The organism is Sorangium sp. So ce295, from assembly GCF_051527405.1.
GTDB classification, from domain to species: Bacteria; Myxococcota_A; Polyangia; order Polyangiales; family Polyangiaceae; genus Sorangium; species Sorangium cellulosum_B.
This window is the reverse complement of sequence record NZ_CP150324.1, coordinates 11,448,273-11,474,807: the sequence shown is the minus strand read 5'-3', so window position 1 is coordinate 11,474,807 and position 26,535 is coordinate 11,448,273. Positions and strand designations below refer to the sequence as shown.

Here is a 26,535-nt window from a genome sequence, read left to right as displayed (position 1 = left end):
GGCTTCGGACCAGCGTTCATTTCGCGGCGTCCGCGGTCTTCTGCGCGGTGTCCTGCTCGACGATGTTGAACTCGACGCGACGGTTCTTCTCGCGCCCCTCGGGCGTGTCGTTGTCCGCGATGGGCTTCGATTTGCCGAAGCCCTTGGCGGTGAGCATACCGGCGGCGATCCCGTGGTCGACGAGGTACTTCATCACGGCCTTGGCGCGGCGGTCCGAGAGCTTCAGGTTGTGGTCCTCCGACCCCTCGGCGCTCGCGTGACCCTCGATCGCGATCTTCTTGATGTGCGTGTGCTTCTTGATCGTGCTGACGACCTCGTCCAGCAAGCTGTGGGACTCCGTCCGGATCGTCGCCTGGTCGTATTCGAACTGGATCTTCTCGTTGATGATGATCTTGTCGTCCGTCACGACCACGCGCTCCGGCGGGGGCGGCGGAGGCGGCGGGGGCGGCGCGGGCGGCCGGCCCACGACGGCGAGCGCCTTCCCTCCTTCGAACGTGGTGACGCCGCCGCAGGCGATCGAGCCCAGGGCCATCGCCGTGAGCACGGCGCCGGCGACCCAGGGCCCGAGGCCCGTGGCTCGCCGCGCGACGAGCCAGCGGCGGGGGCTCGGGCGGCTCGTCACATCTCGTTTATCGTCGAACTCGTTCATGATCGCGTCTCCATGGCCCGCTGTCACGGGCCCAGGCCACCGGGGCGCTCTGCGTCGCCCCTCGATGAAACCGCGGGAATCGGCAGGCTGGAGCGCGTCGCGCGCAGGAACTCTGCGAGCGACGTGAGCGCGTGGAGATCGCCGGGCGCGAGGGCGCTCGCCGCCGCGTGGAGCCGCTGGCGAGCCGAGTCGGCGGCGTGAGATCTCCTCGGCTCAGCGCTTTCGCTGGGCCACGCATGCTCGAACGAAGCCGGTATCAGACCGCGGGTGTGAAACCACGCGAGGATGGTGGCACGGATCTGCGCGAGCCGGAAGACGCGCCAGCGTCGGAGCTGCTCCGGCCTGCCAGAGAGCACGGCCTTGAACCGCCGAAACGACCCCCGCCCCTGGAGGCACTGCAGGAGCAGCAGCTGGAGCTCGAGGTCGTCGACCGTCGGGATGAACGCCTGCAGCCATCGGTACTGCTCCGGCGCGCCGATGGCCTCGACGCGCACGCAGCCCGGATCCTCCTCGACGCGCGCGCGCGTGTCCGGGTCGGCGAGCCCATCGACGAGCCGGATCACCGCGCCTGTCTCGAGGTGAAGGAAATAGCGGATGTGTTGAGCGCTGTTGTCGAAGGCGTTCGCGAGAGCGTTCCAGTCGACAGCGACGCTCCGGTTCGCAGCGGCGGACTCCGGCGTGGTGGTGCTCATCTGCGCGACCGGCCCGCAGGCAGCTCGCATGCCAGTCACGCAGGAGGCGCGCGGCCGCGCGGCGCGCCTGGGAGCGTGTTTTCCGCCAGCAGCTGCGGGTGTCGCGTTGTGCAACAGGCCGACGAGGAGCGGAGTCGCGCGCCCTGGGAGGCCGCGGCGCGCGCTGCTGCGAGGCCGCCGGGCAATCACGGCTTCGGGTCGCTCGAGCGTCCTCCGCGCATGCCGTACCGCTCGAGCTTCCGGTAGAGGGTCGCCCTGTCGAAGCCCAGGATCTGCGCCGCCTGGCTCTTGTTCCCGCCGACCACCTCGAGGACGCGCAGGATGTAGCGCCGCTCGACCTCCTCCATGGGGACGAGCTCGGTCGGGTCGTCGCTCGAGACAAGGACGTGGGAGCGCCGGTACGTGCGGATCTTCTCGGGCAGGTCGTCGACCGTGATCTGATCGTACCGCGCGAGCGCGACCGCCCGCTCGATGCAGTTCTGGAGCTCGCGCACGTTGCCGGGCCACGCATAGGCCATGAGCTTCTCGGCCGCGGGCGCCGAGAGGCCCTGGATGGGCCTCGCCTTGACGGTCGCGAAGTGCTCGAGGAAATGCTGCGCGAGCAGCAGCACGTCGGCGCCGCGGGAGCGGAGCGGCGGCATGTCGACGTGGACCACGTTGATCCGGTAGTAGAGATCCTCGCGGAAGCGGCGCTCTTCGATCGCTGTCTCGAGGTCGCGGTTCGTCGCGGCGATGAGCCGGACGTCCACCGGGAGCTCCTCGTCGGCGCCGACGGGCCGGACGACGCGCTCCTGGAGGGCGCGCAGGAGCTTGGGCTGGAGCCCGATCGGCAGCTCGCCGATCTCGTCGAGGAACAGGGTTCCGCCGTGGGCCCGCGCGAACAGGCCGCTCCTGGCCCCTTTGGCGTCGGTGAACGCGCCCCGCGCGTGGCCGAAGAGCTCGCTCTCGAGGAGGGCGTCCGGGACCGCGGCGCAATTGACCGCCACGAACGCGCCCTCGCTCCGCCGGCTGCGCTGGTGCACGGCGCGGGCGACGAGCTCCTTGCCGGTCCCGCTCTCTCCCGTGATGAGGATCGAGGTGTCCGAGTCGGCGACGCGATCGAGCAGGTCGAACACGCTCCTCATCACCGGGCTGCCGCTGAGGATCTGCTCGTAGCCGTGGGCGTCGGCCACGGCGCGCCGCAGGCGGCGCACCTCCTCGCGGAGGGCGCGGTGGCGCAGGGCGCGCTCCACGGTGAGCCGGAGCGCGTCGAGCTCGAACGGCTTGGTCACGAAGTCGTACGCGCCGGCGCGGATGGCGGACGTGGCGGTGTCGAGGCTCCCGAACGCGGTGATGACGATGACCGGGAGATCGGGCCTGTTCTGGACGATCCGCTCGCAGAGATCGAGGCCGCTCATGCCGCGCATGGTCATGTCGGTGACCACGACGTCGAAATCCTCCATGCCGAGGAGCTCGAACGCCTCGGCGGCCGACGTCCGCCACGCCGTCCGGAACCCGCGCTTCCTGAGCCCGGCGTCGAGGAGCTCGCAGACGCCGCGCTCGTCATCGACGATCAGGACGCGCCCTGTCATGAGTTCCCCCGCGGCAGCATCATCGTGAAGCGACTCCCGGAGCCCTCCCGGCTGTCGACGTGGATCCAGCCGCCGTGCTCCTTGATGATGCCGTAGGCGACCGACAGGCCGAGCCCGGTCCCTTCGCCCACGGGCTTGGTCGTGAAGAACGGCTCGAAGATGTGCTCCAGGACGTCGGCCGGCATGCCCTGCCCCTCGTCACGAACGGACAGCGCGACATACTCCCCCTCGGCCCCTCCCTGGTCGGCCGGGGGACTGGCGCGCTCTGCCCGGAGGCCGACGGTCAGCGTGCCGCCGGACGGCATGGCCTGGATCGCGTTGACCACCACGTTGGTGAGCGCCTGCTGGAGCTGGTCGGCGTCGGCGTGGACGACAAGCTCCGGCGTGTCTCCTTCTTCCTGGACCATCGTGACGCCCTGCTTCTCGGCCAGCGGCCTCAGCATGACGAACGTGCTGTGAATGACGCTCCTCAGCGGTGTCTCCTGCTTCTCTGCGCTACGGCGCCGGGCGAAATCGAGCAGCTGGCGGATGATCTGCGTCATCCGCTGCGACTGCTCGAGGATGATCTGCCCGTTGGCCGGCACCTCATCTCCCGTGACGTCTCCGTCGACGAGCATGCGCGCGCGCCCCGCGATGACCTGGAGGGGCGCTCCCAGCTCGTGTGCGATCCCGGACGCGAGCTTGCCGACCGTGGCGAGCCGCTCGGCGTGGCGGAGCTGCTGGAGCGCGGCGAGCCGCGCGGTCGCCTCGGACTCGAGCTTCCGGTTCGCCGCGGCGAGGCGATCACACATCGCGTCCATCTCCCGTCCGAGCTCTCCGATCTCGTCCTCCTGGCGCAGCGACAGGCGCCGGGAGAGATCGCCCGCGCCGATCCGCCGCGCCTGATCGATCAGCGTGCGCATGGGACGTCCCACCAGCCCGACTCCGAGGGACGTCGCGAGCAACCCGCATACCAGCGTCAGAGCGGCCGTCGTGACCGCCGTGTTCAGGATCATGCCGTGGATGGTGCGGCGGGCTCCCGCCAGCGACTCGGAGAGCTCCAGCGCGCCGACGCGATCGCCGGTCACCGGCACTGGCACGCACGTGACGAGCACGTCCGCGTCTTCGCGAGGGAGCCTGTGCACGACCGCCTGCCCTCGCGAGACGGGGACGAGCAGCTCCGGCGCGAGGCGGGGCCGATGGGCGTCATCCGCCTGCTCGTCGAGCCAGACCCACCGGAGGTCCACCTGTCTCTCGCGCTCGTTGGCGTCCTCGACGAGGCGCAGCGCCCGCGCGGGCCCTTCCGTGCGCCACACCCCCGTGATGGCGGCGGCCAGCGCGCGGCCCATCGCGTGATGGTCCCGCTGGACGTCGTTCTCGAAGGTCTTGGACTCTCTGCGGATCTGCACGTAGGCGCTCAGCGCGAGCACAAGGAAGACCCCGAACACCAGGGCGAGCGTGAGCTTGCGCGCCAGCTTCATGCCCGACGTCGTAGCGCAGGTGGCGCGCGGCGAGCCAACGCCGCTCGACGCCGCCGCAAACTACGACATGCCGCATTTTGCGGCACCGGCGATGGCCCGCGCGCGGGCCGCGCGGGCCGCCAGAGCGCGCTTCCCTGCGGAGCCTGGTGGTCCGCTTTGGTAGGACCTGTTACCGCGGCGCGGCGGGCGCCTTCTCCGGGCAGCAGAACAGGTGATCTGGCACCAGCATGGCGCAGCCGTCTTTCCAGGGGTCGTCAGGCGCGTAGTCCGTCCGGTTCTCCGCTGGATAGAAGTACGCTTTGGGCTTCGCGGGATCCGCGCAGGCGCTGTCGCGCTCCGGCGCTGCCTCGCGGCCCTTCGGCGCGCCGGTGACCCTGGAGCAGGCCGCGAGCGCGGCGCCCGCCACGAGGAGCATGAGGAGCGCCGAGACGGGCCTATGCACCCACGGCGACGAGCGACCGGTCCGTCGCCGCGGACATGGCTGTTGTCGAGAGCTGCCCATCGCCGCGCCCTCCGGGGGCATGGACATCAGCGGGTGCATCCGGCCTGCGGGGGGCTCGATTTCAAGAGCTCGCAGGCCGTCAGAGCGCAGCCGATGCCCGCACAGGCCGCTTCGAAGCTGGGGTAGCAGCAGCCGGCGGCGAAGACCTCGCGGCCGACGCAGTCGACGAAGTCCGGAGCAGGTCGGGCCGGAGCAGCGCATCGCGCTGGTCTGGTGGGCGGCGGGAGATCCGCTCTGGGCGCGTGACCGGAAGCAGGGCTCTGGTCGGGATCGGACGTCGGCGCGCTGCCGGGCGCTGGCTCGGGCTCTCGGGCCGGCCCCTGCTCGGGGGCCGGCTCGGGGCCGGGCCCCCGCTCCGCCATCGAGCCAGGCCCTCGGCCAGGCGGAGCGTCCGGGGCCGCGGTCGAGGTCGTCGGGCTCGGCGTGCTCGTGCAGTGAACGAAGAGCAGAAGCAGCGAGAGCGACCGTCCGAGAGCGAGCGCCTGGGCCGATGCGATCTTCCGCGTCATCAACGGATCATCGCACGATGGCCTGCGCGAAACCAGGGGAGCCCGCGTCGTACGCGCGCTCGTTCAGCCGCCAGGGTGGCTCCCCGCGCCGGCGACGTCGGTCAAGGCATAGTGCCTCATCTCCTGGATGCACCCGTAGAAGGGCTTCACCTTGGCGAAGAATGACGGGAACGACGCCTCCTTGCGAAACCCCTGGAGGTGGCCTTCCAGCGAGTCCCAGCGGATGCGGACGACGAAGCTCGCCGGCTCCTCGGTGCATCGGGAGATCTCGTAGTCGAGGCAATGCACGGAGCCGCACAGCTCCGTGGCCGCAGCGCGATAAGCGGACAGGAACGCCTGCTCTTGCTCTGCGGGGATCGTGTAGCGAATGTATTCGATGATCATGGCAGCTTCCTGGGTTGGGGGCGTCCTGGGGGCTCCGGCTCCGTGCGGCGGCACGAGCCCGCCGGAGACCAGAGATACGCGCCGGCGGATCGAACGTCGAATCGATAGCAGGCGCGCCAACACATAGGTGATGTCTATAGGTCGGCGTGGTATCCATCGACCATGCGCCTGCAGTCGGTGGACACCCACCTTGTCGTGGCCTTGCACGCTCTGCTTCAGGAGAGGAGCGTCACGCGCGCCGCGCGCCGGGTGGGCGTGACGCAGCCCTCGATGAGCCACGCGCTTTCACGGCTGCGCGCCCATTTCGGGGATCCGTTGCTCGTCCAGGTGGGCAGGCAGATGACCTTGAGCGAACGAGCGCGGGACCTTTTGCCGAGAGCAGCCGAGGCCGTCGAGCGGCTGGAGCAGGTCTTCGGCCAGGCCGAGCGGTTCGACCCGGGGCGCTCGACCCGCACGTTCCGGCTCGTCGCGACCGACAACCTCGAGTTGCTCGTGCTCCCGCCGTTGACCAGGATCCTCGCCGCCGAGGCGCCGCACGTCAACCTGCGTTGCCGCAACATCCCGCCGGATTTCGCCGAGCTCCTGCGCCGCGGTGAGCTCGACGCCAAGCTGGGGCGCGGCGGGCCGGTGCCCGACGGATGCCGGTCCACGCAGCTCGCGGCCGAGCAGCTCGTCTGCCTGATGCGCCGGGGCCACCCGGCCTCCCGGAAGGCGCTCACGGCGGCGCGTTACGCTGCCTGCGAGCACCTGATGATCTCGCCGCACGGAGAGGACCACAACGTCATCGATCAGGAGCTGGCAGCGCGGGGGCTGCGCCGTCGGGTGACCCTGACCGTGTCGCATTTCCTCGTCGCTCCGTTCATCCTCTCCGGCTCTGACCTGCTGCTCACCGTGTCCGCGCGGGTCGCCGCGGCGCTGGCCCGGAAGCTCGATCTCGTGGTGCGTCCGTGTCCGCTCGAGGCGAGGGGCTACACGTTGACGCTCGTCTGGCCGGAACGCTCCGAGGGCGACGAGGGCCACAGCTGGCTTCGCGCCGCCATCGAGCGCGCCGTCGCGTGTGAGCCGCTCGCATCGCGCATGCGAGCTGCACGGCGGTAGGATAGGGAGCTCGAGTGCGGGGTACGAGGAGAGCGGCGCGACGGGGCGTGAAGCCGATGGCTCCGCGATCACGCGTCGAGAGGAGGGAAGGGCCATGGCCAGCGTCGCGGTGAAGGTGGAGACGAAGTGCGGCGCCTGCGGCGCTCGGGTGCCGGTCAACAGGCTTGCCAGCGAGGTGGGCTGCCCGCGCTGCGGCAGGTCGACGGCGATCGACGGCGGCCTTTGGTCGGGGCTCCTCCGCGACGCGATCCACGATGGCCCGAAGCTTTCGCTGAACGAGGAGCGCCGCGGCTCGGCGGGCGATCTGTCGGTCGTCTACGCGCGGGCCGAACCCGCGTGCCATGGCTGCGAGACGGCGATCCCCGTGGCGAGCGTCCAGGAGGTGCGAGCGCAGGCGCTGATCCGCTGCGCCCGCTGCGCCAGGCGGATCTGGGTGAGGGCGGCGCCCGTGGAGGTCGCGGGCGCGCTCCCGAGCGTCACGCACCTCGTGGGCGAGGAGCCGGATTGGCGCGCGCTGCCGCCCGAGCTCCAGACCGACGCGGCGACGTTCCCGTGTCCGCGCTGCGGTACGACGGTCGAGCTCGACGGGGTGAACCGAACGTGCGCCTGCAAGCTCTGCGGCGTGAGCGTGAGCGTTCCTGGCGAGCGCGTGGGCTCAGGGGCAAGCCAGGCGGTCGCGCCCTGGGTCCTCTGCTTCGATCCTTCGGTCGCCGAGCGTGCCCCTGCCGTCGCCGCGGGGCTGTTCGACTGGAAAGACCTTCCGGAGGTGGCGGTCGACACAGAGGGGAACCTGTACTGCGCGGCCACGCAGTCGCGCTGGCACCGCGACGCGAGCGGATGTGTGAACGAGGAGGTCGAGCATGTCCTGTGGTCGATCGATCCGTCGCTGAACGTACGCTGGGTGCGACGCGATCTTCCGGGAGCCGCGCGCTCCCTGCACTGCTCGAAGGACAGGCTCCTCGTGATCGGCGCACGACGCTCGCCGCCGCTCTGGCTCTCTCTTACGACCGGCGCGCCCGTCGAGGATCCAGCCGCCGCGGCGCTCGTGCCCTACGCCGATCGGCGTGCGCGCGGTCTGTTGACCTGCGATCGCGACGGCTCGCTGCTGATCTGCGCGGATGGCAAGCTCCGGCGGATCGCGGCGAACGGCGTGGAGGTCCCCGTGTGGGCGAGCAGCGCTCTGCAGAGCGACGCCTCGATCTACGATTTGAAGGATCTGCGCGATCGTCCGGTGCACGTTGGGGGCACGGCCCATACCTTGCATTGCGGGCCGGACGGCTCGCTCTACATGGTGGATGAGTCACCCGGCGGCGCGCTCGCCCGCTTCGACGCTGACGGACGGAAGGTCTACTGCGTCGAGCTCCCCATGCCGGAGACGGATCACGAGGAGCTCGCGCTCGGCGCCGACCTCCGGGGCAACGTCTACGTGCTCGGGTGCAGCCGCGTCGTGCGGGTCAGCGCGACAGGCGAGCCGAGCGTCGTCGTGAAGGCCGAGCTCGACTTCGAGGCGGAAGACGGCCCTTCTTTCTGGTCGGAGAGGAGGCTCGCCGTGTGCCCTGACGGGGCCTTCTGGCTCTTCAGTGAGGAGGGCATCGCCTGGAAGTTCGATCCGGCGGGCAGGCTGCTATTCGACGGCGAGAAGGAGCCCGGGCCGAGGAAGATGACTCGGGACCAGGCCGTGCAGCGGGCAGCGGATATGGCCGAGGAAAGGATGAACCTGGCGATCAAGCTGGAGATGGAGCAGGCGCTCGCTCGCGCCGAGGAGGAGCAAGCCCGTGTGGCCTATGAATCCGTGATTCAAGAGAAAGTGGCTCTGGAGAAGGTCAAGCGAGAGCGAAATCGCATCCTCCTGAGGCACGGTTGCATACACTTCGGCCTCGTCGTGATCTTGGGATCGGCAATTTTTCTGTGGGCCATGTGGAAAGCCTCCCAACCCTAGAGCCCGTGAGCTCCGGCCACGGCTCGACGCTAGCGCCGCTGAGCGTCGGCGGACCCGAGCCCCCCTCCAGACAGCTCAGCCGAGGTCGATCCGCGCGCCGTTCAGTCGAATGCTCCCGCTCCCCTTGAGCTCCACGGAGGGCGCCTTGACCGTCACGCTGTCCTTCGTGCAGGTCACCATCGAGCCACACTTGAGGACAGCCGAGCCGTTCGTCAGCGTGCACCCGGAGGCCGGACCGCCGATTCTCGCTTGCCCCGATTTCAGCGTGGCGGACCAACCGCCCGACTTGAGCTCAGCTTCCTTCGTGCCATGAAAGGAGACGTTCGCCGCGTCCCCTGCGAGCGCGGAGCCGCCCTTGATGCTCACGGCGCCGCCCGATTTGATGTTGGTGTTGCCGGCGACGCGCGCGTCCAAGTTGCTCTCGACATGGATGTCGAGAGCCTTCGCCTGGATAAGGGCCCTGGCGTCGGCTTCGATGCGTAGGATGGCCGCTTGCATGGCGATGACGGCGGTTGCCCGGATGTCGACCAGCCTCGATGTGATGAACGCCTTGACGCCGCTCGCCATTTCGACGGCACCCGGAGATTTGAGCACCGCGGTCGCGGCCCCCGTGACGACGGTGCCGCCGCCCGACGCGAGCACGGCGTTCGACGCGCCGCACACGAACGCGTTCGCGTGCCCGATGACCGCCGACGTCCCGAGGGCGGCGTTGGTACAGCTCGGCGAGGTGACGGGCGCTACCGGGCTCGGTACACGCCCCGGGCTCGCCGCCATGGTCGCGCCGACGGACATCCCGTTCGCCACGGCCGCGGCCGACTTGTCCCCGGCGGATTTCATCAGCTTGGACGCGCTGCTGATGAGGGCGCGCCCACCCTTTAGGGCAGCGTGCCCGGCTGTGGCGGCGTCGACCGCGCTCCCGACCCCTTTCAGCGCGACGTTGGTCTCATCGGCCTCGAACGCCTTCTTCCTCGCCTCGGCGGCCTTCTTCGCGCTCTGCGCCGCCGCGCGCGCCACAGGGACGCGCTGATCGGACACCGCCAGCTGTTCATTCCACTCTTCTTGCGTCATCGGGCGCTCGATCCCGTCCGGGCCCTGGACCCTCGGAGGGGGCGAGGGGAGCGCCGCGCCGGACAGGACCGCTTCCTCCTCCAGCCGCTTCGCCGCCTCTTCGGTCCGCACGACCTCCTCGTCCAGCTTCGCCTGCTCGAAGGCTTCGTACTTCTTGGGAAAGTCGAGCACCGATTTGGCCGTCGCCAGGAGGTTCCCTGCGACGCTCTCGATCTTGTCCGTGAGCTCGAGGACATTCGACACACCCGCATAATTCGTGATGTTGGCCGCGGCGAAGAACGACATCGTGCTGGCCACCGAGTTCATGACGGTGGTGATCGTGTTGATGCCCGCGCTGGCCACCTGGCTGAAGGCGTCCGTGGTCGTCATCGCGGCGCCGGACTCCGGCGTGTTCGGCGCTCCCAGCTGGAGGCAGGCGCCCCCGTACGGCGTCGAGATCTTGATGCGCTCTTCGCCCTCGGTGTCGTCGATGTTGATCTCGTTCCCCCCGCCCGTCCTGATCACGTTCCGCTTGGCGTTCTTCGCCTCCACCGTGCTCGGCGTCTGCGGGTTTGGCACCGCGCCGGCGATGATCGGGCGGTCCGGATCGCCGTCGATGCACGTCAGGATCACCTCCACCCCGCTCCGCAGCGGGAAGTGGAACCCGTAGCCCGGCCCCGCGTGGGGCTGGGCCATGCGCACCGGCCTCGACGCTCGCCCCTCCTTCGCGTCGCTCGTGTCGAACAGGAACCGCACATGGTAGCGGCCCGTCTCGTCGACCTCGGCGTACTTGCTCTTCGCGGCCGCCTCGACGACGCCCGTGATCACCCCGTGCACCCGCGGCTTGGGCGTCACCCGAGGCGGCCTGTACGCCGTCTTGAAAGGGATCGCCCGGAACTCGTTGGCATACGCGTCTTCGTGCCCCGTGCCCGTGCCGAGCGCCCCCTGTTGCAGGCGATGGCGCACCTCGACGAGCAAGAGCTCCATGTCCCCTCGCGGGTGCCCCTCCAGCGTGAAGCGCGCGCCGGCGCCGAGGACCTGCACGTCGCTCGCCCCCGCGAAGACGCGCCGCGTCGCCCGGAGCTCCTCGGCGCGGATCCGGGCGAGCTGCTGCGCCTCGTCCGGCGTCTTGAAGTGCGCCCCGTACTCGACGATGTCGCCGCCCGCCGCGCCGGAGACGGTGGCGGTCGCCATGAGCGGCAGGTGCGGCGTCCTGTAGTTGTAGTCCTTGACCACGTACCGGTTCGGGATCGTGCGCGTCGTCCCCTCGAACCGGTGCACGCCTCTCCGATCGCCGCGAGCGTAGAACGGGACGTGCTCGTCCCCCGCGATCGGGTGAAAACCGCTGTTGTCGTCGGTGAAGACGATCACGTCGCGACCGCTCTGGTGCTCGAAGAAGAAGGAGATCCCGAGGTGCTCCGCCAGGCGCGACACGAACTGGAGGTCGGTCTCCTGGTACTGTACGACGTATTCGCGCGGTTCGTAGGAGCCGTTGAGCCGGAGCTCGAAGTCGTCCGCCTCCGACAGGCCCGCCCGCTCGAGCTTTCTCTTGATGATCTCCGGCACCGTGAGATCCATGAAGATCTCCGACGTCTCGGTGAGGCTCAGCCTCCAGGCGCGCGGCACGAACGTGAGCGAGTAGCCGAGGTGCATCGTCTCGGTATGCAGCGCGTCGTTGACCACGGAGACCATCCCGAAGAGCTTTCGCTCCTCGTGTCCGCCCCGGGAAAAGACGAGCGCCGCGGGCTCCGTGAGGAGCGCCTCCTCGTCGATCCCGCCCGGATCCTTGCACACGACCCGGATCTCGAACGCGAAGAGCTGCGCCAGCGTCTCGTGCCCCGAGAGCTCCACGAGCTCGACGCTGCCGGCGGGGAATGCGCCGGAGTCCAGGCGCGCGGAGAGGATGTCTTTCACGAAGGCCTCTAGATGTCAGAGTGGAAGGATGCCCGTTCTTCGTCCTTGCCCGGCGCGCCGGGGTGCGCACGGCGTCCGTCGGGGAGGATACTGCTGTCGGACGTCATGGTGCCGGTCTTTCCGAGGACATCGAGCCAGGCGTGGTTCAGGACGAGCATGGTTCCCGGCTGCCACGCGGTGTGGGCCTGCGGAGACACCCGCCCCCTGCGCGGCGCGGCCTTTCCTGACGGCGCCCTGCGGCACGCGCCGTGCTGTTTCGGGCCGGCATGCCGCGCCCCCGACTCGCCACGTCGATCGCTTTGCTTGCGCTGATCTCCGGCTGCGCCGCCCGCCCGCAGTCGGCTCTTCCCGTTGCCCTCGAGGTCCCGCCTTCGCCTGCCCCGCGTTCGTCCGAGTCCAAGGGCGCTGAGGGCGCCGCGCTCGGCGGGGAGATCCTCGTCTGGGGCCGCACGGGCGATGGGCCGCCGAGGACATGGCACCTCACCGAGGAAGGCGCGGTGATCCGCGAGGAACCGGGGATCGTCGTGGCGACCGGTCGAGGGGAGTGGCGCTGGGAGGTGCGCGAGGTGAAGGTGGAGACCTCGGCCTGCGACTTCGGGCCCGACGAGACGCGCGAGCCGGGCGAGGGCACCGCGAGCCGCGCGGAGCTCGTGCTGCGCGGGACGGGCGCGCGCCAGCAGGTGATCGCGCCGTCGGACGCGGACGGGAGCAACGTGATCCAGCACGAGGCGGAGGCGATCGGGAGCGTCGGGCCGTACCTGTTCATCGAGGAACGGACGTACACCTACGCGTGCGGCGCACACGGCTTCGTGGGCGTGGGGTTCACGGTGTGGGACGCCGACAAGGGGGCGATCGTCAACCTGCTCGCCGAGGTGTCCGGCGTGCCGGCGCTGCAGGGCGAGGCCGAGGCGCTCCTCGACGAAGACGAGGACGACCCGGAGGCCGCCCGGCAAGAGCGGGATGCGCCGGAGCTCGTGCAGATCGCGCCGGCCTACGACGCGCGGGGGGCGCTCCGGGTGACCGCGAAGCTCGCGCGCGCTGCGTGTTATGCCTGCGGCGACGGCGCGTGGAGCTCTTACTCGCGCTCGGCGGTGGTGCCCGCCAAGAAGGCGCCGGAGCGCCTCGCGGCGTGGGCGTCCCCGCCGCCCGGCCTGCAGAGCTTCCTGGCGGAGCACCCGGACCTCAACGTCGGCGGCTGGTCGCGGGCCGGCCGGGAGGAGTGAGGCGAGCGAGCCCCGCTGGCCGGCCGGCCGCGTGAGGGCGGCGGGCGGCGCGGCGCCGTCACGGCCCGGCGTCAGAGCAGGTCGTCGAGGTCGTCCATCGCCTGCGACAGGTCCTCGCTCATCTCCTTCAGCTTCTCGCGGTCCTTCTCCAGGAGCACGGCCTGCGCCGCGCGGGCCTTGTCCCCGAGCTTCCGCGAGGCGAGCACGTTCTCGAGCAGGTACCGCCGCTCGGTCGCGCCGAGCGCCCCGAACGCGCGCCGCAGGACCGGGAGCGTGTCCTTGAAGCGCTCGGGAAGGATGCCCCCGAGGAACGCGTCGAGCGCCTCGACCACGGGGCGGCTCTTCACGAGCACCAGCGCGTTCACCTCGAGGAAGCCGGCCAGGAACGACGCCGCCGCCTCGGGCGGGGCCGCGCTCCCGAGCCGCAGGCCGACGATCCGCGCCACCTCCGCGTCATCGATCACCTGCGCCAGGTAGAGCAGCCCGCACGCGAGGCCCGACGCCGTGGGGTTCACCGCGTCGCTGTCCACGAGCGCCCGCGCCGCCTCGAACCACGCGGCGCGGTCGACGATCGGCTGCGACAGGGCCACGTCGTGCAGCGTGCGCAGCGCCTCCTTGGCCGGGGCGACGGCCTCGTCGCTGCCCGTGCAGCCGCCGTGGACGCGCAGGACCGCGCGCGCGTACGTCTTCTCCAGCATCGTGGCGATCACCCCGTCGCCGAGCGACGACAGCGAGCGCGACGATCCGAACGACGCGAGCCCCGCGAAGGCGCGGCACGCCCGGGCGAGCGACGGCAGATCGCTGTCGCCCGCGGCGAACCGGTCGCACGCGTCGAGCGCCGAGGCCGCCGCGCGGGCGCTCGACGCGAGCACGGCGTTCAGCAGCACGTCGGCGGCCTCGCCGGTCGTGTGGCACGCCGCGAGATCCTCCTCGAGCAGCCGCGTCGCCACCTGCTCCAGCGTGTCGCCGAGGACGATCTTCTCGACGAGCGCCACGTCGGTCGCCGGCGTCCACTGCGCCTCCCACGTCTCGCTCAGCTGCCGGAGCAGCTCGTCCGGCGGCACCTCGTTCGCCGCCTGCCCGCGCCGCTGCCCGCGAGCGCCCGCGCCGCCCCGCCCGGCCGCCCGGGTGCCGGCGTACGCCGCGTAAGGGATCTTCGCGATGCGGAGCCGGTGCAGGAGCACGCTCGTCCCGACCTCGACCTCGTTCGTGAGCGACAGCCGGAACGACTCGGGCGCGTCGGTGGCGGGGAGCCTGCGCTCGCGCACCTCGCGCCAGAACTCCTCCTGGAGCGAGTTCTTCCCGATGCCGCCCCCGACGCGGCCCACGTTGCGCCCGATGACGGCCGGCCAGAGGAAGCCGTCGACGTGCGTGGCGTCGCCGCGGCACATCGTGGCGATCGTCGCCTCGCGCACCTCGTCGAGGCCGGGCTCGGCCTTGCCGCGGAGCTCGGCGAGCGAGACCGCGAGGCGGAAGGCCTCGATGGTGTCGGCGAGCGAGGCCATGAAGCCGCGGAGGCGGAGGTGCTCGGTGAAGTCGATCAGCACCTCGAGGGTGGCGCGCCGGAAGTCGCCGCCCGCGTCGTGCGCGCGCTGGTAATACTGCGGCGCCCGGTTGCCCGCGCCGTAGCCGAGCTGCTCGGAGAGCCGCGGAAAGCTGAACGGGATGAGCGTCACGGCGCACGGGATCGGCGCCGGCAGCCGCGCCTCCAGCGCCGGATCGACGTCGCGCGCCGCGAACGCCGCCGCGTGCGCCGCGCCGAGCACGGCCGCGACCTCGTTCGGGGCGAGGTCCGGCCCCATGCGCTCGAGGATGCTCCGCGCCATGTACGCGTCGCGCGCCCGGTGGATCAGCCGGTCCCCGTCGCTGCGCACGAGGTCCGCGTACGCGAGCAGGGCCTCGCGGAACGGCTCGGGATCGTAGCGGGGCGCCTCGAACGACGCCTCCCAGAACTCCTCGAACGAGCGGAAGCCCCGGGCGCGCGCGCACGCCGCATAGATGCTCTCCTGCTCCCCCTCCGCGCTGGCCGGCCCGCCGTCGCCGCCGTCCCCTGCGCCGCCATCCCCTTCGCCGCCGTCGCCCGCGGGCTCGCCGGGTTCCCCTTGCTCGCCGCGGTCCTCGTCGATCTCGCGCTCGTGGCCGCCCGGATCGTCGGCGTCGTCGTGGCCGACCAGGGCGCCGTCGAACGGCGCGAGCGTCGTGCCGACGGGGATGTCGATGAGCTCGACGCGCACGCCGTGCTCGAAGGCCCATTTCACCGCGACGTACTCGGGCGAGTAGGCGGCGAACGGCCACAGGGACGACGCGGGCTCCCCGTCGGTGCGGTAGCCGAGGATCGCCACGGGCGGGACGGTCTTCGGGTCGACGAGCGCCTCGAGGAGCGAGGTGGCGTCGCTCGGGCCCTCGACGAAGATCGCCTTCGGGCGCACCTCGTCGAGGTAGGCGCGCAGCGTCGCGCTGGAGCGCGGCGAGTGGTGGCGCACCGGGAAGAGGTGCACGGCGGCGAGCCGGTCGAGGTCCATCGGGTCCCTTCCGTCAGATCGCGAGGCGCTTCTTGGCGGAGGCGTAGAACTCCTTCCAGAGCCCTGCGCGGCCCTTGGCCACGGTCTCGCAGTACTCGCGGACGGCCTTGAGGTCGTCGCCGCCCTCCTTGCTCACGGCGCCGAGCAGCGAGCGGGAGAGGTCGTCGGCGGTCACCTTCCCGGTGCCGAAGTGCTGCGCGAGGATGCCGCTGTTGAAGAGCACGCTGATGGCCTCCGCGGTCGACAGGACGGAGCCCGGGGTCTTCACCTTGGTCTTGCCGTCCTTGGTGACGCCGGCGCGGAGCTCCTGGAAGAGCGTGACGAGCAGCTTGGCGAGCTCGGCGGGCGGCTCGACGCCGACCTGGTAGTCGCCGCGGAGCTCGGCCTCGCGCTTCTGCACGATGCTGATCTCCTGCTCGAGGTCGTCGACGACGGGGACGGTGATGAAGTTGAAGCGGCGCTTGAGCGCGGCGCTCATCTCGTTGACGCCGCGGTCGCGGGTGTTGGCGGTGGCGATGAGGTTGAAGCCGCGCTGCGCGGGGACGACCTGGTCGAGCTCGGGGACGGCGATCTGCTTCTCGGACAGGATGGAGATGAGCGCGTCCTGGATCTCCGACGAGGTGCGGGTGATCTCCTCGAAGCGCGCGAAGCGCCCGTCGCGCATGGCGCGGAGGATGGGCGAGGGCACGAGCGCCTTCTGCGAGGGCCCTTCGGCGAGGAGCAGGGCGTAGTTCCAGCCGTATTTGACGTGCTCCTCGCTGGTGCCCGCGGTGCCCTGGACGACGAGGGCGCTCGTGCCGCTGATGGCGGCGGAGAGGTGCTCGGAGAGCCAGCTCTTGGCGGTGCCCGGCTCGCCGACGAGCATGAGGGCGCGGTCGGAGGCGAGCGTCGCGAGCGCGACCTGCACGAGGGCGCGATCGCCGATGTACTTGGGGGTGATCGCGACGCCGCCGACGGGTTTGTCGCTGCCGAGGATGTAGGTCTCGACGGCCCTCGGCGACAGGCGCCACCCGGGCGGCCTCGGCGCCGTGTCGTTGGCGGCGAGGGCCGCGAGCTCGTGTTCGTACTTGGTCTCGGCGGGCTGGCGGAGGTCGCTCATGGGTGGCGCAGGAGGTTACCGCAGAACGGGGCGGAGAGAGGGGGGGAGAACGGCGCGAGCGCTTTCGATCTCCTCGCCATCACAGCACCTGCTCGACGATGGGGTCGAGCTCCTCCTGTGGAAGCCCAGGATCGGGCACGCGCCGCCCGAGCCGCTCGATCTGCTCGACGGTCGGGTACCTGAGGTTCCTCAGGTCGGTCGCGTTCACCTGGGTGTGCCCGTTGAACTGCCGAACGTGCGTATCGACGAGCGTCGAGTTCAAGAAGGCCACGAGGCCGCGCGCCATCACCGCCGGCAGCCCCTTGCCGCTTCGGTGAAGCACGTTGAGGTGGTTCTCGAACCCGATCCTGTCTCCCGGCGCGCTCTCGGGCGTGAAGAGAGCGGCGACGACCCGCCGCCGCTCTTCCTTCGACGAGAAGCGCTTGACGAGCACGTAGTTCCCGCTGGGCATCCAGAGATCGGCCGTCTCAGGCGCCTCTACGAGGGCGTTCGGCTTCTTGCCGCGTTTGGGCCAGCGAACGATGCCCGACGCGAAGTGCGTCGGGTAGATCAGCGGGCCGGTGCTCCTGTCGGGCTCCTGCCGCAAGAACTCGCGCGCTCGGAAGTCGACGACCTTGCCCGTCGAAACGCTGATGTTCAAGTCCTTCAAGCGGGACGGCATGCGGGCGAACGTGGCCGCGACCCTCTCCCCGGCGTCGTCCGGCACCACATGGACAAACAGCTCGGGATCTCCAGGCCGGACGACGTCTTCAAACGGCACGGAACGGACTGACAGCAGCCCGTCTGCGGGCCCACGCGACGACGAGATGGTGACGGACGTGCACCGGCCGCCCTTGACGGCGTGAATGATGACGTTCTCTTGAAGGACCTCGTCCTCCGCGAACGCCGCTTTGCGCGACTCGAAGACGTGCACGCGTTTCAGCGCCATCTCTCGGAAGAACAGCCCCCGGAACGCTCGAAAGTAAGGACCGTTGCAGAAGCTCCGAGGGGTGAGCGCCACGAGCTCCCCGCCCGGCTCCAGGAGGAGGATCGCGAGCCCAAGAAAGGCCGTGTACAGGTTGCTGGTCTCGATGCCCACGCGCCGCAGCGCCGCCCTGGCCTCGGTGCCCGAATTGAGCTTCTTGTACGGCGGATTCAGTATCGCGTGCGTGAACGAGCGCGGCAGGCTCGGGCGAAGCCGTCCGCCATCGAGCTGCTCGACGGCCGACCGGATGAAGTCGGCCTCGATGATGTGGGCAGTGAACTTGATCCTGGCGCCGGTGCACTCGTCGCGACACGCGCGCGCAGTCCGACGCAGGCGCGCTGCAAGTCGCGGGTCGATCTCGAAGCCCGTCGCGCGGATCGCGCTCGGGCGTACCTCGCGGGCACATGCCTTGGCCGTGAACGCTGCAAGGAGGCTGCCTACGCCTGCGCCGGCGTCCAGAACGCGGACTTCCTCGCAAGACCGCTCGAACAGCGACGCCATGAACGACGCCACCGGCGGTGGCGTGAGGAACTGGCCCAGCTCGGACCGCGTGCGGGGATCCAGCGCCCGCGCGGCTTCGATGCGGTGGAGGTCAACGCGGTCGAGGAGCGGCGGCGGGGGGACTGCTTCGGATCTCGCGGCCCGGCTCATCGGCGACGTGGCTACCCCAGGTGGGGCGTTGAGCCAACCGTGCCCGGACGGCAAGTGTCCCTGGTCGCCTCGCCAAGAAGGCGATGTTCGCGGCGGTCGAGCTCGACGCGCACCGGGAGGCCCCCTTCTGTCGCCCGGAGGCCTCATGGACGCCGCGCAGGCGCGCCCTTCAGGCTGCCTGTTGTCGCGGCTCCCTCGCGGCGAGCGGCGGGATCCCGAACCGCTCGCGCACCTCGCCGAGCGGCAGGTGAACGACGCCCCAGAAGTCCCAGCGATCGCTCAGATCGACCTTGCAGGCCGCGCCGCGCGCCACCGCGCGCAGCACCTTGCGCGCCTCGAAGAGCCCGACCTGCGGCGCGGCGACGGGCGTGATCTGGATCCCGAGGTGGAACTGCAGCATCACGAAGAGCAGGAAGGCGAACCCGTCGCGCCGGACGAACCCCGCCTGGAACGAGCCGGCCTGGATCTCGCCCGCAGGATCGGTGTCGTACTCCGCGAGCACGTGGCCGAGATCGTGGAACACCATGCGCTCCGGGATCGCGTCCCGGCTCTCGCCGGGAAACAGGAAGCCGCGCGCTGTGCAGTGCTCCCAGAACACCCGGCCGAACGTGCCCTCGGGCAGGAGCCCGAGCTGCTTGTAGCGGAGAGCCCGCGAGCGATCCTCGACGCCCGCGCGGAAGAAGGGCCCGAGGAGCCTGCGCACGCCGGCCAGGCCCTCTTTCCTCAGGACCTCGCCGGCGAACGCGCCGACGAGCCGGCGCCTCACGGCGGCCTTGGCGAGCCCCCTGTGGCCGCGCGCCACGAGGCGGAGCACGCCCACGCCCTGCTCGCGCACGCCGAGCGCCCGGGCGAGCGCCTCGATCGCGTCCACCTCGGCCGCCGTCACCTCGCCGTCCGCCATCGCGGTCAGGAGCGCGAGCTGCACCAGCCGCTTGCGGCGGTGCGGATCCGGGATCGCGCTGGCCACCGCCCCGGGCGCGACGCGCGGCAGCCCGTCGACGTCGGCGCGGGCGCCGTGCAGGGCCGCGAGCTCCTCCAGGACGGCGCGCTGCTCCGGGTCGAAGCGCGCGAGCGGGCCGTCGGCCAGGGCCACCTCCCGGAGCGCGCCGAGCGCCGCCGGGAGCTCATGAGACAGAAACACGACGATATCCATGCTGACCTCCTCTTCGGACAAGGGGTTTCACGCACCACGTTCCGTGAACGTGGCTCACTCTCGCTGGAACGCGCTGATCGCTGACAGGATCGCCGCCGAGATCTCCGGCGGCAGCGACCTGGCCGTCTCCATGATCACCCGGACCCGCTCCGCGCTCGCCTGGTCGACGAAGCGGCGGCCGAGCGGCGTGAGCGCGAGCGTCTTCGCGCGGCGATCCTCGGGATCCTCCTGCCGCGCCAGGAGCCCCCGCTGCACCAGGCCATCGACGAGCCGGCTCCCGGCCGAGGCCGAGAGCCCGAGCGACGTGGCGAGCGCGGTGACGCGCACCGGGCCGTCCTGATCGACGAGGTGCAGCGCGGCCACCTGCGCCACGCTGAAGTCCTCCTCGTGCAGCGCGCGCGCGAGCCCCGCGATGATGCGCGAGAACATCATCCGCGTGAACCGCTCGAGCGGCGAGCCCAGGACCTTTTGCTTACTCACAATATTGTCTATTACGCATTAGTTGCTAATGAGCAAGTAATTTCCGGCGCGTTTGCGCGAGCCCAGCGCGGGTCCGTCCGCCGCCGAGGGCGGACCCGCGCGCCGCGCGGCCGGCCACACCGACCGGCGCTGGCGGTCAGCCGCACGGGCCGGCCGCGTCACGGGGCGGTCGCGTCGGGTGGCGGTTACCTGCGGGCGCCGGTCACTTGCGGGGGCCGGTCACGTGGACCTCGCGGAGGCGCGCCCGCGCCGCCGCGTAGTACGGCTCGATCTCCTTCGCCGCCGTCGTGCCCCAGAGGTTCTTCCGCTCCTCCGGGTCGCTCGCCAGGTCGTAGAGCTCGAACCGGGCGCCGCCCGAGATCGTCAGCTTCATGTCGCCCCGGAGGAACGACCGCCGCGCGTCGTTGTACGGCCCCGCCGGCATGTCGATCAGCACGTCGCGCGCCTGGGCCTGCTCGCCCGGGGCGAGGAACACGTCGGGCAAGAGCGACGCGCCCGACAGGAAGTCGTTCGCGGCCGCGCCCTCGGCAGGCCCGGGCACCCGCATCAGATCGAGCAGCGTCGGCGCGATATCGATCAGGCTGCGCCGCGCCGAGACCCGGGACGGCGCCGCGCCCGGCACGTGGACGACCAGCGGCACCCGCACGAGCTCCTCCCAGAGCTCGAAGCCGTGGCGGAACATCTTGTGCTCGCCGAACGCCTCGCCGTGATCGCTCGTCACGACGATCGCCGTGCGCCCGCCGTAGGGCGCCGCCGCGATCGCGTCGAGCAGCCGGCCGATGTGCCGGTCCGTGAAGGCCACCTCGCCGTCGTAGAGATCCCGCTGCGAGGCGGCGCCGAAGCCCGCAACGTCGTCGTGCCGGAGGTAGTCGGCGTGCGGGTCGAGGTAGTGGACCCACAGGAAGAAGCGCCCGCCCGTGTTGTCGGCCGACCCGATCAGCCGCAGCGCGGCGTCGGTCAGCGCGGCGCTCGTCGCCTTGTTGTCGACGTCCCAGGGCGCGCCCTCCGGCGGCGCCGCGGACATGTCCACCACGTCGAAGCCGCGATCGAGCCCGCCGAAGCTGCCGAAGTAGCGGTGCCCGTGCACGCTCATCGTGCGCACCCCGGCGCGCTTCAGGCGCTCGGCGACGAACGTGTCCTCCTCGCTGAACTTGTTGAAATGCCCCCAGTTCCTGTGGGTCTCGCTCCCGTACTTGCCGATGAGCATCGGGCCGACGCTCTTGCCCGTGTAGGACGCGAGCGAGTACGCGCGCTCGAACACGGTGGAGCGGGCCGCGAGGCCGTCGAGGTTCGGCGACACGGGCCGCGGGTTGCCCGCGTAGCCGAGGTCCCAGCGGAGCGTGTCGACGGTGACCAGGACGACGTTCAGGTCCGCCGGCAGGCGCGCGGTGGACGACCCGCGCGAGTCGGCGCCCGGGGCCGCCTTGGGGGCGGGGGCGAGCGCGGCGAGCGCGGCGGCCGTCAGATCGCCGCCGGAGCAGTCGTCGTCGACGCCGTTGTCGAGGATCTCCTCGGCCAGCGGGTGGACGCGCGCGTCGCGGTCGTCGCAGTCCCCGCCGCCGAACAGGGCGGCCGCGCGGTCGCCGTCGCGATCGGCGAGGCGGCGCAGGACCGCGAGGCTCTTGCCTCCGACGGGCGCGCCGCGCTCGATCGCCTGCGCCACCGCGGGCTCCGCGTTGAGCGCCGAGGCGGCGCGCGCGGTGAGCGCGAGCGGCAGGAGCGCGGCCAGGAGCGCGACCGGCGCGCGCGCCGTCCGGACGGCGACCGGCGCGAGGAAGGCGGCGAGCGCGACGACCAGGAGGAGCGCCGGGGCGCGCAGGTCGAGCTCGGGGCGCTTGAAGATGCCGTAGACGCCGAGGACGCCGCCCTCGCCCGAGACGCCGCCCGTGGCGACCCCGAACGCGAACAGGGCCGCGGCGATCGCGAGCGCGACGCCGCCCGTGACCGCCGGATCGACCCAGGCGGGGCGGCCGTCGCTGGCCTTGGCGAGCGCGCGCCGGAGCGGCGGCGTGAGGGCGAGCACGGCGAGGCCCGCGATGAGGCCGAGGCCGAGCGCGCCCGCGGCGACGGCGGTGCCGACCAGGAGGGGCGCGGCCTCGAGGCCGAGCAGGGCGCGGGCGAGGTGGGCGGACAGGGTCATCCAGAGGAAGGCCGCGAGCACCGCGAGCGGCACGAACGCCGCGATGTCGGCGGGCCGGCCGATCGCCCGCACCCGCAGCGCGCCCACGAGCGTGGCCGGCGACGGCGGGCTCGACGGGTCGACAACGATCGCGGAGGCGCCCGCGAGCACGCCGACGACGAGCGCGACGGGCGCGAACACCCCGGTGTCCGCGAGGTAGGTGGCGAGCTGGAAGGCGGCGTCGTCGCCGGCGCCCGCCGTGGCCCACCCGGCGTCGAGCGACGCGGCCACGACGCCGAAGACGCTGGCGCCGAGCGCGCTCCTGGCGAGCCGCCCCGCCCACGCGCGGGCCAGCGTCGGGACCGCGGGGCCCGGCGAGCTCGAGGCGCGCTTCACGCCGGGCCCCGCTTCCGCGCCATGGGGTGAGCGGCGTCGTAGACCTTCAGCAGGTGGTCGATCGAGACGTGCGTGTACCGCTGCGTTGTGGCGAGCGAGGCGTGCCCGAGCAGCTTCTGGATGGCCCGGAGGTCGGCGCCGCCGTCGAGCAGGTGGGTCGCGCAGGTGTGCCGGAGCGCGTGGGGGTGCAGGTCGGCCCGGCCGGCGCCGAGCGCGCCGTAGCGCTGGACGAGCGCCTGGACGCGGCGCACCCCGATGCGCGCGCCGCGGCGGGACAGGAAGAGGGCGCGGGGATCGCGGGCGCCGGTCGTCGGATCGGCGAGCTCGTCGCGCCGCTCGAGGTAGCGCTCGATGGCGGCGAGGGCGTGGGAGCCGAGCGGGACGATCCGCTCCTTGTCGCCCTTGCCGACGACGCGCACCGCGGCCCTGTCGGCCGGGCGCCGGTCGACGTGGGTGAGGTCGAGCCCGCAGAGCTCGGAGACGCGCAGGCCCGCGCCGTAGAGGGTCTCCAGCATGGCGCGGTCGCGGAGCCCCTCGGCCGTCTCGGCGCCGGGGATCTCCATGACCTCGGCGGCGGCGTCGACGTCCAGGAAGGTGGGCAGCGGGCGCCGGACCTTGGGCAGGGCGAGCTGGGCCGCCGCGTTCTTGTCGACCTCGCCGCGCCGCTCCAGGTAGCGGAGCAGGGCGCGGGCGGCGCCCACCTTGCGCGCGATCGAGGCGGGCGCGTGGGTGCGCGCGAGCGAGCCCAGCCAGCTGCGCAGCAGGAGCACGTCGAGGCCATCCACGGCCGTGGCCTCGTCCGGAGAGGGGGCCTCGCCGGTGGCCGGGGCCTTGCCGGTGGCCGGGGCCTTGCCGCGCGCTCGCGCAGGGCGGTGATCGGCGTTCGCGGCCGCCTTCTCGCGGGCGAAGCGCGCGAGCTGCTCGAGGTCGCGCCGGTACGCCGCCACGGTGTGGCGCGAGGCCCGCCGCTCGGCCGTAAGGTAGGTCAGGAAACGCGCGATCGCCTGCTCCAGCGTGGTCCCGCCGGATCGATCGCCGCTCCGCCGCGCGTGCATCACGGGGTTTGCCCTACCATCAGGACGGCGCCGCAGGCAAAGACTCGCCGGCGGCCGAGGTGGAGCGCCGCTCGGCCGGCGCCGCTGCGCGGCACGGCAGGGGAGGCGGGCGCTGGTCGGACGGGACCGCGGTCGCCACGTCCCGCGGCAGGCAGGTGGAGGTCGCGGGGCGTGTCTCGCCATGCCCTGACAAGAAACGCCCCTCACGGATCACGAGCGAACCACCCACCCGGTGGGCGACATGGCGCGAGCGCCGCTCGCTCCCGGCTCCGCTGTCCAGGATGATCCATGATCTGCGCTGTCGAGGCGTGAATCGGACTGCAGAGCGCGGCGGTGAATACCGGCTGTTTCGACGCGCGTGAGACCGGCGCCCGCTCGCTCGCCGCGAAGGAGCTGCTCAATCGTAGTTGCCCCTGACGGACCGCGGCGGGACGCGCCTGTGATCCAGGTGTGGACGCTGCTCTCGGTGTGGTACGAGGGCTTGCCCGGGGCCCGGGCGCACGAGGAGCATGAAATGACCAACGCCGCCGTGAGCGAGCCGGCCGTCGAGGCGCCGCCGAAGCTTTCCTTTGCTCAGACCCTGAAAAGCCTGCCGCGCTCCTTCTGGATGGGCTGCACCATGGAAATGTGGGAACGGCTGGCTTACTACGGCGTGCGTGTCGTCATGCCCATCTATATCGCGCAGGCCGACGAACCTGGAGGGCTCCACTTCAGCCAGCAGGACAAGGGCACCATTTACATGGTCTGGGCCCTCATCCAGTCGCTGCTCCCGATGATCAGCGGCGGTTACGCCGACCGGTACGGCTACAAGCGCACGATCTTCATCACGGTGTGGCTGAAGATCATCGGTTATCTGCTGATGGCGACGCAGCGGAGCTTCACCGGCTTTCTGCTCGGCGTGGTCATCCTCGCGACGGGCACGGCCCTCTTCAAGCCCGGTATCCAGGGCACCCTGGCCCAGTCGATGGACAAGTCGAACTCATCGGTCGGCTGGGGCCTCTTCTACTGGCTCGTGAACGTGGGCGCGGCGATCGGCCCGCCGCTCGCCGGCTACCTCCACGGCAAGAGCTGGCCGTGGGTCTTCTATGGCTGCGCCGCCATCATCTCCCTGAACTTCCTGATGCTGTTCACGTACAAGGAGGTCGACTCCGGCGCTGACAAGACCTCCGGGGCGTGGAAGGTCTTCAAGGACACGATCAAGAACATCTGGGACGCGCGGCTCATCACCGTGATCCTGCTGCTCTCGGGGTTCTGGCTGATGATGTACCAGCTCTGGGACCTGATGCCGAACTTCTACACGGACTGGATCAGCAGCACCTCCTTCGTGCAGAACAACCCCTGGCTCCCGGCGTCATGGCTCGAACTCAAGGATCCGCGCGGGGTCCAGCTCAAGCAGGAGAACGTGATCAACCTGAACTCGGTGAGCATCGTCCTGCTCCTCGTGCCCTTCTCGTACCTGGTGGCGAGGATGAAGGTGCTCTCGGCGATGACGCTGGGCATCCTCGTCGCCATCTTCGGCATCCTCGTCGCAGGGACCACGACGTCGCTCTACGTCCTCTTCGTGGGCATCCTGCTCTTCTCTATCGGCGAGATGCTGACCGGCCCGAAGAAGAGCGAGTATTTCGCGCTCATCGCGCCGAAGGGAAAGAAGGCGCTCTATCTCGGTTACGTCAACATCCCGGCGGCGATCGGCCCCGCGATCGGCGCGCAGATGGCGGGGATCCTCTATGGGACCCGGGGCGAGAAGGCCACGCTGGCCCTGCGCTACCTCGCCGAGAAGACCGATGTCGCCAAGGGGAAGGCCTGGGACGGCGATGTGGCGTCGCTCTCGGAGCTCCTCGGGGTGTCGCGCCAGCAGGCCTTCAGGACGCTGCAGGAGACGCTGCACATCGACGCCGCCGAGGCCACGCGCCTGCTCTGGGACACCTACCGGCCTTACGAGATCTGGTATTCGTTCGCGGCGATCGGGGTCGCTTCGCTCGTGGGGATGCTGATCTTCTCCCGGCGCTCGAGGCGGTGGAAGGACCTCGACGTGTAGGGCGCGTGGCCGCGCCGGTGCGGGCGAGGCGGGGGGGTGTAGGGCGCGTGGCCGCGCCGTCGCGGGCCTGGCGCCGGCTGGCGCGGCCAGTCGCCGCACGAGTGGCGCCTCCAGGCAGGGCAGCTCGCGGTTACGTCAACGCTTCGGCCGCCATCGTGGCGGTGACGGCGCGCTCGAGCCACCGTTCCAGGACCTCAAGCTCGGCGCAGCCCTCGATGCGTGCGTCCTCCTCAGGACGCAGCGCGAGCTGCCGCTGCGCGAGCACTCTGCGCAGCGCGGTTCGGGCCTCGGAGAGGCGACCCCGCTCGATGCCCTTCTCGACCAGTTTCTGCTGTACGTCCGGGTTTGCCCCGAGCAGAGCCTGAAGGATCTCTCGCTCCCGCGCCTTGACCTCGGGGTCCTCACCCTTGCCAACCCACCACAACAGCTCTTCGCGCACGGTCGCCGACATCGCGGTGAATCTTACCATGCCGAGCACCCACGCGAGCGGCATTCGCGAGGCGACCCACCGGGCAAACTCGTCGAGCGCCCGTCCGGAGCGGGCAACCAGGGAGGGCACGAGCTCGTCGCGCAGCGGAAGGTCGTTGGCTGCGATCCACAGGAAGGGGAAGCTCGACGGCTCCACACGGTAGCAAGCCGGCCCGATCGCGACGAGCGCGCGTTGCGCCCGCAGCCAGTCGGGCACGTGCGGCGCGACGAGCCAGAGCGGCTCCTGGCCCGACCACGCATGCGTGCTCTCTTCCGCCCGTTGCACCTGCCTTGCCTGCCGCCGGAGCAGCGCGCGCTCCACGGCCGGGAAATCGAGATGATCTCCTGGCATTTTCAGCTCGACCAGGACTTCCTCGTGGCTCCCGGCCTCTGGCCACGGGGCGGGCAGCGCTGCAATACGGTCGGGGTGGCGTACGAGCAGGAGCCCATCGCTCTGCACCTTCACCAGGCCGATCTCGGGCGGATCCTGCCATGTGACAGCGCCGCCAGTGATCCGCTCCGTCTCCGCGGCAAAGGTGCGTTTGGCGAACTGGTCCGGCTGCCCCACGCGCGGCTCAGTAACAGAGCGTGTCCACGGGAAC

The 26,535-nt window shown here is 71.1% G+C and carries 21 protein-coding genes; 4 read left to right on the top strand and 17 right to left on the bottom strand.

The annotated features are described in order from the left end of the window. Positions 1-16: 16 nt before the first annotated feature. From WMF11_RS43575 to WMF11_RS43545, 7 genes are all read right to left on the bottom strand, one after another. Positions 17-649 carry an OmpA family protein gene (locus WMF11_RS43575; RefSeq protein ID WP_437904992.1) on the bottom strand — a complete coding sequence of 211 codons (633 nt, stop codon included), beginning with the start codon at positions 647-649 and terminating at the stop codon, positions 17-19. A 23-nt stretch (positions 650-672) separates the two neighbouring features. Beyond that, a complete protein-coding gene (locus WMF11_RS43570; protein ID WP_437974958.1) occupies positions 673-1,341 on the bottom strand; it encodes a UPF0158 family protein in 669 nt (222 codons plus the stop codon). A 185-nt stretch (positions 1,342-1,526) separates the two neighbouring features. Beyond that, positions 1,527-2,912, bottom strand: coding sequence for a sigma-54-dependent transcriptional regulator (locus tag WMF11_RS43565; protein WP_437974957.1), 1,386 nt, complete (start codon positions 2,910-2,912; stop codon positions 1,527-1,529). Beyond that, positions 2,909-4,372, bottom strand: coding sequence for a sensor histidine kinase (locus WMF11_RS43560; RefSeq protein WP_437974956.1), 1,464 nt, complete (start codon positions 4,370-4,372; stop codon positions 2,909-2,911). Before WMF11_RS43560 ends, WMF11_RS43565 begins: the two co-directional genes overlap by 4 nt. Before the next feature lie 169 nt (positions 4,373-4,541). Further along, positions 4,542-4,814 (bottom strand): hypothetical protein, encoded by a 273-nt coding sequence (locus WMF11_RS43555; protein ID WP_437974955.1) that lies wholly within the window; start codon positions 4,812-4,814, stop codon positions 4,542-4,544. Between the two features lie 86 nt (positions 4,815-4,900). Then, entirely contained in the window at positions 4,901-5,383 is a 483-nt protein-coding gene (locus WMF11_RS43550) for a hypothetical protein (protein ID WP_437974954.1), read from the bottom strand. A 63-nt stretch (positions 5,384-5,446) separates the two neighbouring features. Next, the gene (locus tag WMF11_RS43545; RefSeq protein WP_437974953.1) at positions 5,447-5,767 is read right to left on the bottom strand and encodes a putative quinol monooxygenase; all 321 of its coding nucleotides are present in this window, start codon (positions 5,765-5,767) and stop codon (positions 5,447-5,449) included. Positions 5,768-5,929: 162 nt separating this feature from the next. Here WMF11_RS43545 and WMF11_RS43540 point away from each other — a divergent pair, with 162 nt between their 5' ends. Further along, positions 5,930-6,865: a LysR family transcriptional regulator gene (locus WMF11_RS43540; protein ID WP_437974952.1), complete on the top strand. Its 936-nt coding sequence runs from the start codon at positions 5,930-5,932 to the stop codon at positions 6,863-6,865. A 94-nt stretch (positions 6,866-6,959) separates the two neighbouring features. Continuing rightward, positions 6,960-8,804, top strand: a complete 1,845-nt coding sequence (locus WMF11_RS43535) for a hypothetical protein (protein WP_437974951.1) — start codon at positions 6,960-6,962, stop codon at positions 8,802-8,804. Positions 8,805-8,879: 75 nt separating this feature from the next. On the opposite strand, the gene WMF11_RS43530 is transcribed toward WMF11_RS43535, so the two are convergent. Continuing rightward, a complete protein-coding gene (locus WMF11_RS43530) occupies positions 8,880-11,765 on the bottom strand; it encodes a type VI secretion system Vgr family protein (RefSeq protein WP_437974950.1) in 2,886 nt (961 codons plus the stop codon). 8 nt (positions 11,766-11,773) lie between these two features. Next, complete coding sequence (locus WMF11_RS43525) at positions 11,774-11,923, bottom strand: hypothetical protein (RefSeq protein ID WP_437974949.1); 150 nt, start codon at positions 11,921-11,923, stop codon at positions 11,774-11,776. A gap of 108 nt (positions 11,924-12,031) precedes the next feature. Between WMF11_RS43525 and WMF11_RS43520 the strand changes: the two genes are divergently transcribed. Then, a complete protein-coding gene (locus tag WMF11_RS43520; RefSeq protein ID WP_437974948.1) occupies positions 12,032-12,988 on the top strand; it encodes a hypothetical protein in 957 nt (318 codons plus the stop codon). Between the two features lie 71 nt (positions 12,989-13,059). Here the strand turns inward: WMF11_RS43520 and WMF11_RS43515 are convergent, their stop codons facing one another. From WMF11_RS43515 to WMF11_RS43485, 7 genes are all read right to left on the bottom strand, one after another. After that, complete coding sequence (locus WMF11_RS43515; protein ID WP_437974947.1) at positions 13,060-15,510, bottom strand: DUF5682 family protein; 2,451 nt, start codon at positions 15,508-15,510, stop codon at positions 13,060-13,062. 13 nt (positions 15,511-15,523) lie between these two features. Next, positions 15,524-16,609, bottom strand: a complete 1,086-nt coding sequence (locus WMF11_RS43510; protein ID WP_437546245.1) for an ATP-binding protein — start codon at positions 16,607-16,609, stop codon at positions 15,524-15,526. A 79-nt stretch (positions 16,610-16,688) separates the two neighbouring features. Continuing rightward, positions 16,689-18,224, bottom strand: a complete 1,536-nt coding sequence (locus tag WMF11_RS43505; RefSeq protein WP_437974946.1) for an Eco57I restriction-modification methylase domain-containing protein — start codon at positions 18,222-18,224, stop codon at positions 16,689-16,691. A gap of 169 nt (positions 18,225-18,393) precedes the next feature. Next, on the bottom strand, positions 18,394-19,377 hold the full coding sequence (locus WMF11_RS43500; protein ID WP_437974945.1) for a hypothetical protein: 984 nt from the start codon (positions 19,375-19,377) through the stop codon (positions 18,394-18,396). Between the two features lie 54 nt (positions 19,378-19,431). Further along, positions 19,432-19,857 (bottom strand): MarR family winged helix-turn-helix transcriptional regulator, encoded by a 426-nt coding sequence (locus WMF11_RS43495; protein WP_437546235.1) that lies wholly within the window; start codon positions 19,855-19,857, stop codon positions 19,432-19,434. A 202-nt stretch (positions 19,858-20,059) separates the two neighbouring features. Next, a complete protein-coding gene (locus tag WMF11_RS43490; RefSeq protein WP_437974944.1) occupies positions 20,060-22,372 on the bottom strand; it encodes a sulfatase-like hydrolase/transferase in 2,313 nt (770 codons plus the stop codon). Next, positions 22,369-23,427 carry a tyrosine recombinase XerC gene (locus tag WMF11_RS43485; RefSeq protein ID WP_437911086.1) on the bottom strand — a complete coding sequence of 353 codons (1,059 nt, stop codon included), beginning with the start codon at positions 23,425-23,427 and terminating at the stop codon, positions 22,369-22,371. Before WMF11_RS43485 ends, WMF11_RS43490 begins: the two co-directional genes overlap by 4 nt. A gap of 439 nt (positions 23,428-23,866) precedes the next feature. On the opposite strand from WMF11_RS43485, the gene WMF11_RS43480 reads away from it, so the two are divergent. Next, complete coding sequence (locus WMF11_RS43480; protein ID WP_437974943.1) at positions 23,867-25,465, top strand: MFS transporter; 1,599 nt, start codon at positions 23,867-23,869, stop codon at positions 25,463-25,465. Positions 25,466-25,595: 130 nt separating this feature from the next. Here the strand turns inward: WMF11_RS43480 and WMF11_RS43475 are convergent, their stop codons facing one another. Continuing rightward, on the bottom strand, positions 25,596-26,501 hold the full coding sequence (locus tag WMF11_RS43475; protein WP_437974942.1) for a hypothetical protein: 906 nt from the start codon (positions 26,499-26,501) through the stop codon (positions 25,596-25,598). Positions 26,502-26,535 lie beyond the last annotated feature (34 nt).

What these genes read in the sequence shown, in the direction of transcription:
- WMF11_RS43575 (WP_437904992.1), bottom strand. Translation starts at nt 649, where the DNA reads ATGAACGAGTTCGACGATAAACGAGATGTGACGAGCCGCCCGAGCCCC.
- WMF11_RS43570 (WP_437974958.1), bottom strand. Translation starts at nt 1,341, where the DNA reads ATGAGCACCACCACGCCGGAGTCCGCCGCTGCGAACCGGAGCGTCGCT.
- WMF11_RS43565 (WP_437974957.1), bottom strand. Translation starts at nt 2,912, where the DNA reads ATGACAGGGCGCGTCCTGATCGTCGATGACGAGCGCGGCGTCTGCGAG.
- WMF11_RS43560 (WP_437974956.1), bottom strand. Translation starts at nt 4,372, where the DNA reads ATGAAGCTGGCGCGCAAGCTCACGCTCGCCCTGGTGTTCGGGGTCTTC.
- WMF11_RS43550 (WP_437974954.1), bottom strand. Translation starts at nt 5,383, where the DNA reads ATGACGCGGAAGATCGCATCGGCCCAGGCGCTCGCTCTCGGACGGTCG.
- WMF11_RS43545 (WP_437974953.1), bottom strand. Translation starts at nt 5,767, where the DNA reads ATGATCATCGAATACATTCGCTACACGATCCCCGCAGAGCAAGAGCAG.
- WMF11_RS43540 (WP_437974952.1), top strand. Translation starts at nt 5,930, where the DNA reads ATGCGCCTGCAGTCGGTGGACACCCACCTTGTCGTGGCCTTGCACGCT.
- WMF11_RS43535 (WP_437974951.1), top strand. Translation starts at nt 6,960, where the DNA reads ATGGCCAGCGTCGCGGTGAAGGTGGAGACGAAGTGCGGCGCCTGCGGC.
- WMF11_RS43525 (WP_437974949.1), bottom strand. Translation starts at nt 11,923, where the DNA reads ATGCTCGTCCTGAACCACGCCTGGCTCGATGTCCTCGGAAAGACCGGC.
- WMF11_RS43520 (WP_437974948.1), top strand. Translation starts at nt 12,032, where the DNA reads ATGCCGCGCCCCCGACTCGCCACGTCGATCGCTTTGCTTGCGCTGATC.
- WMF11_RS43515 (WP_437974947.1), bottom strand. Translation starts at nt 15,510, where the DNA reads ATGGACCTCGACCGGCTCGCCGCCGTGCACCTCTTCCCGGTGCGCCAC.
- WMF11_RS43510 (WP_437546245.1), bottom strand. Translation starts at nt 16,609, where the DNA reads ATGAGCGACCTCCGCCAGCCCGCCGAGACCAAGTACGAACACGAGCTC.
- WMF11_RS43505 (WP_437974946.1), bottom strand. Translation starts at nt 18,224, where the DNA reads ATGAGCCGGGCCGCGAGATCCGAAGCAGTCCCCCCGCCGCCGCTCCTC.
- WMF11_RS43500 (WP_437974945.1), bottom strand. Translation starts at nt 19,377, where the DNA reads ATGGATATCGTCGTGTTTCTGTCTCATGAGCTCCCGGCGGCGCTCGGC.
- WMF11_RS43485 (WP_437911086.1), bottom strand. Translation starts at nt 23,427, where the DNA reads ATGCACGCGCGGCGGAGCGGCGATCGATCCGGCGGGACCACGCTGGAG.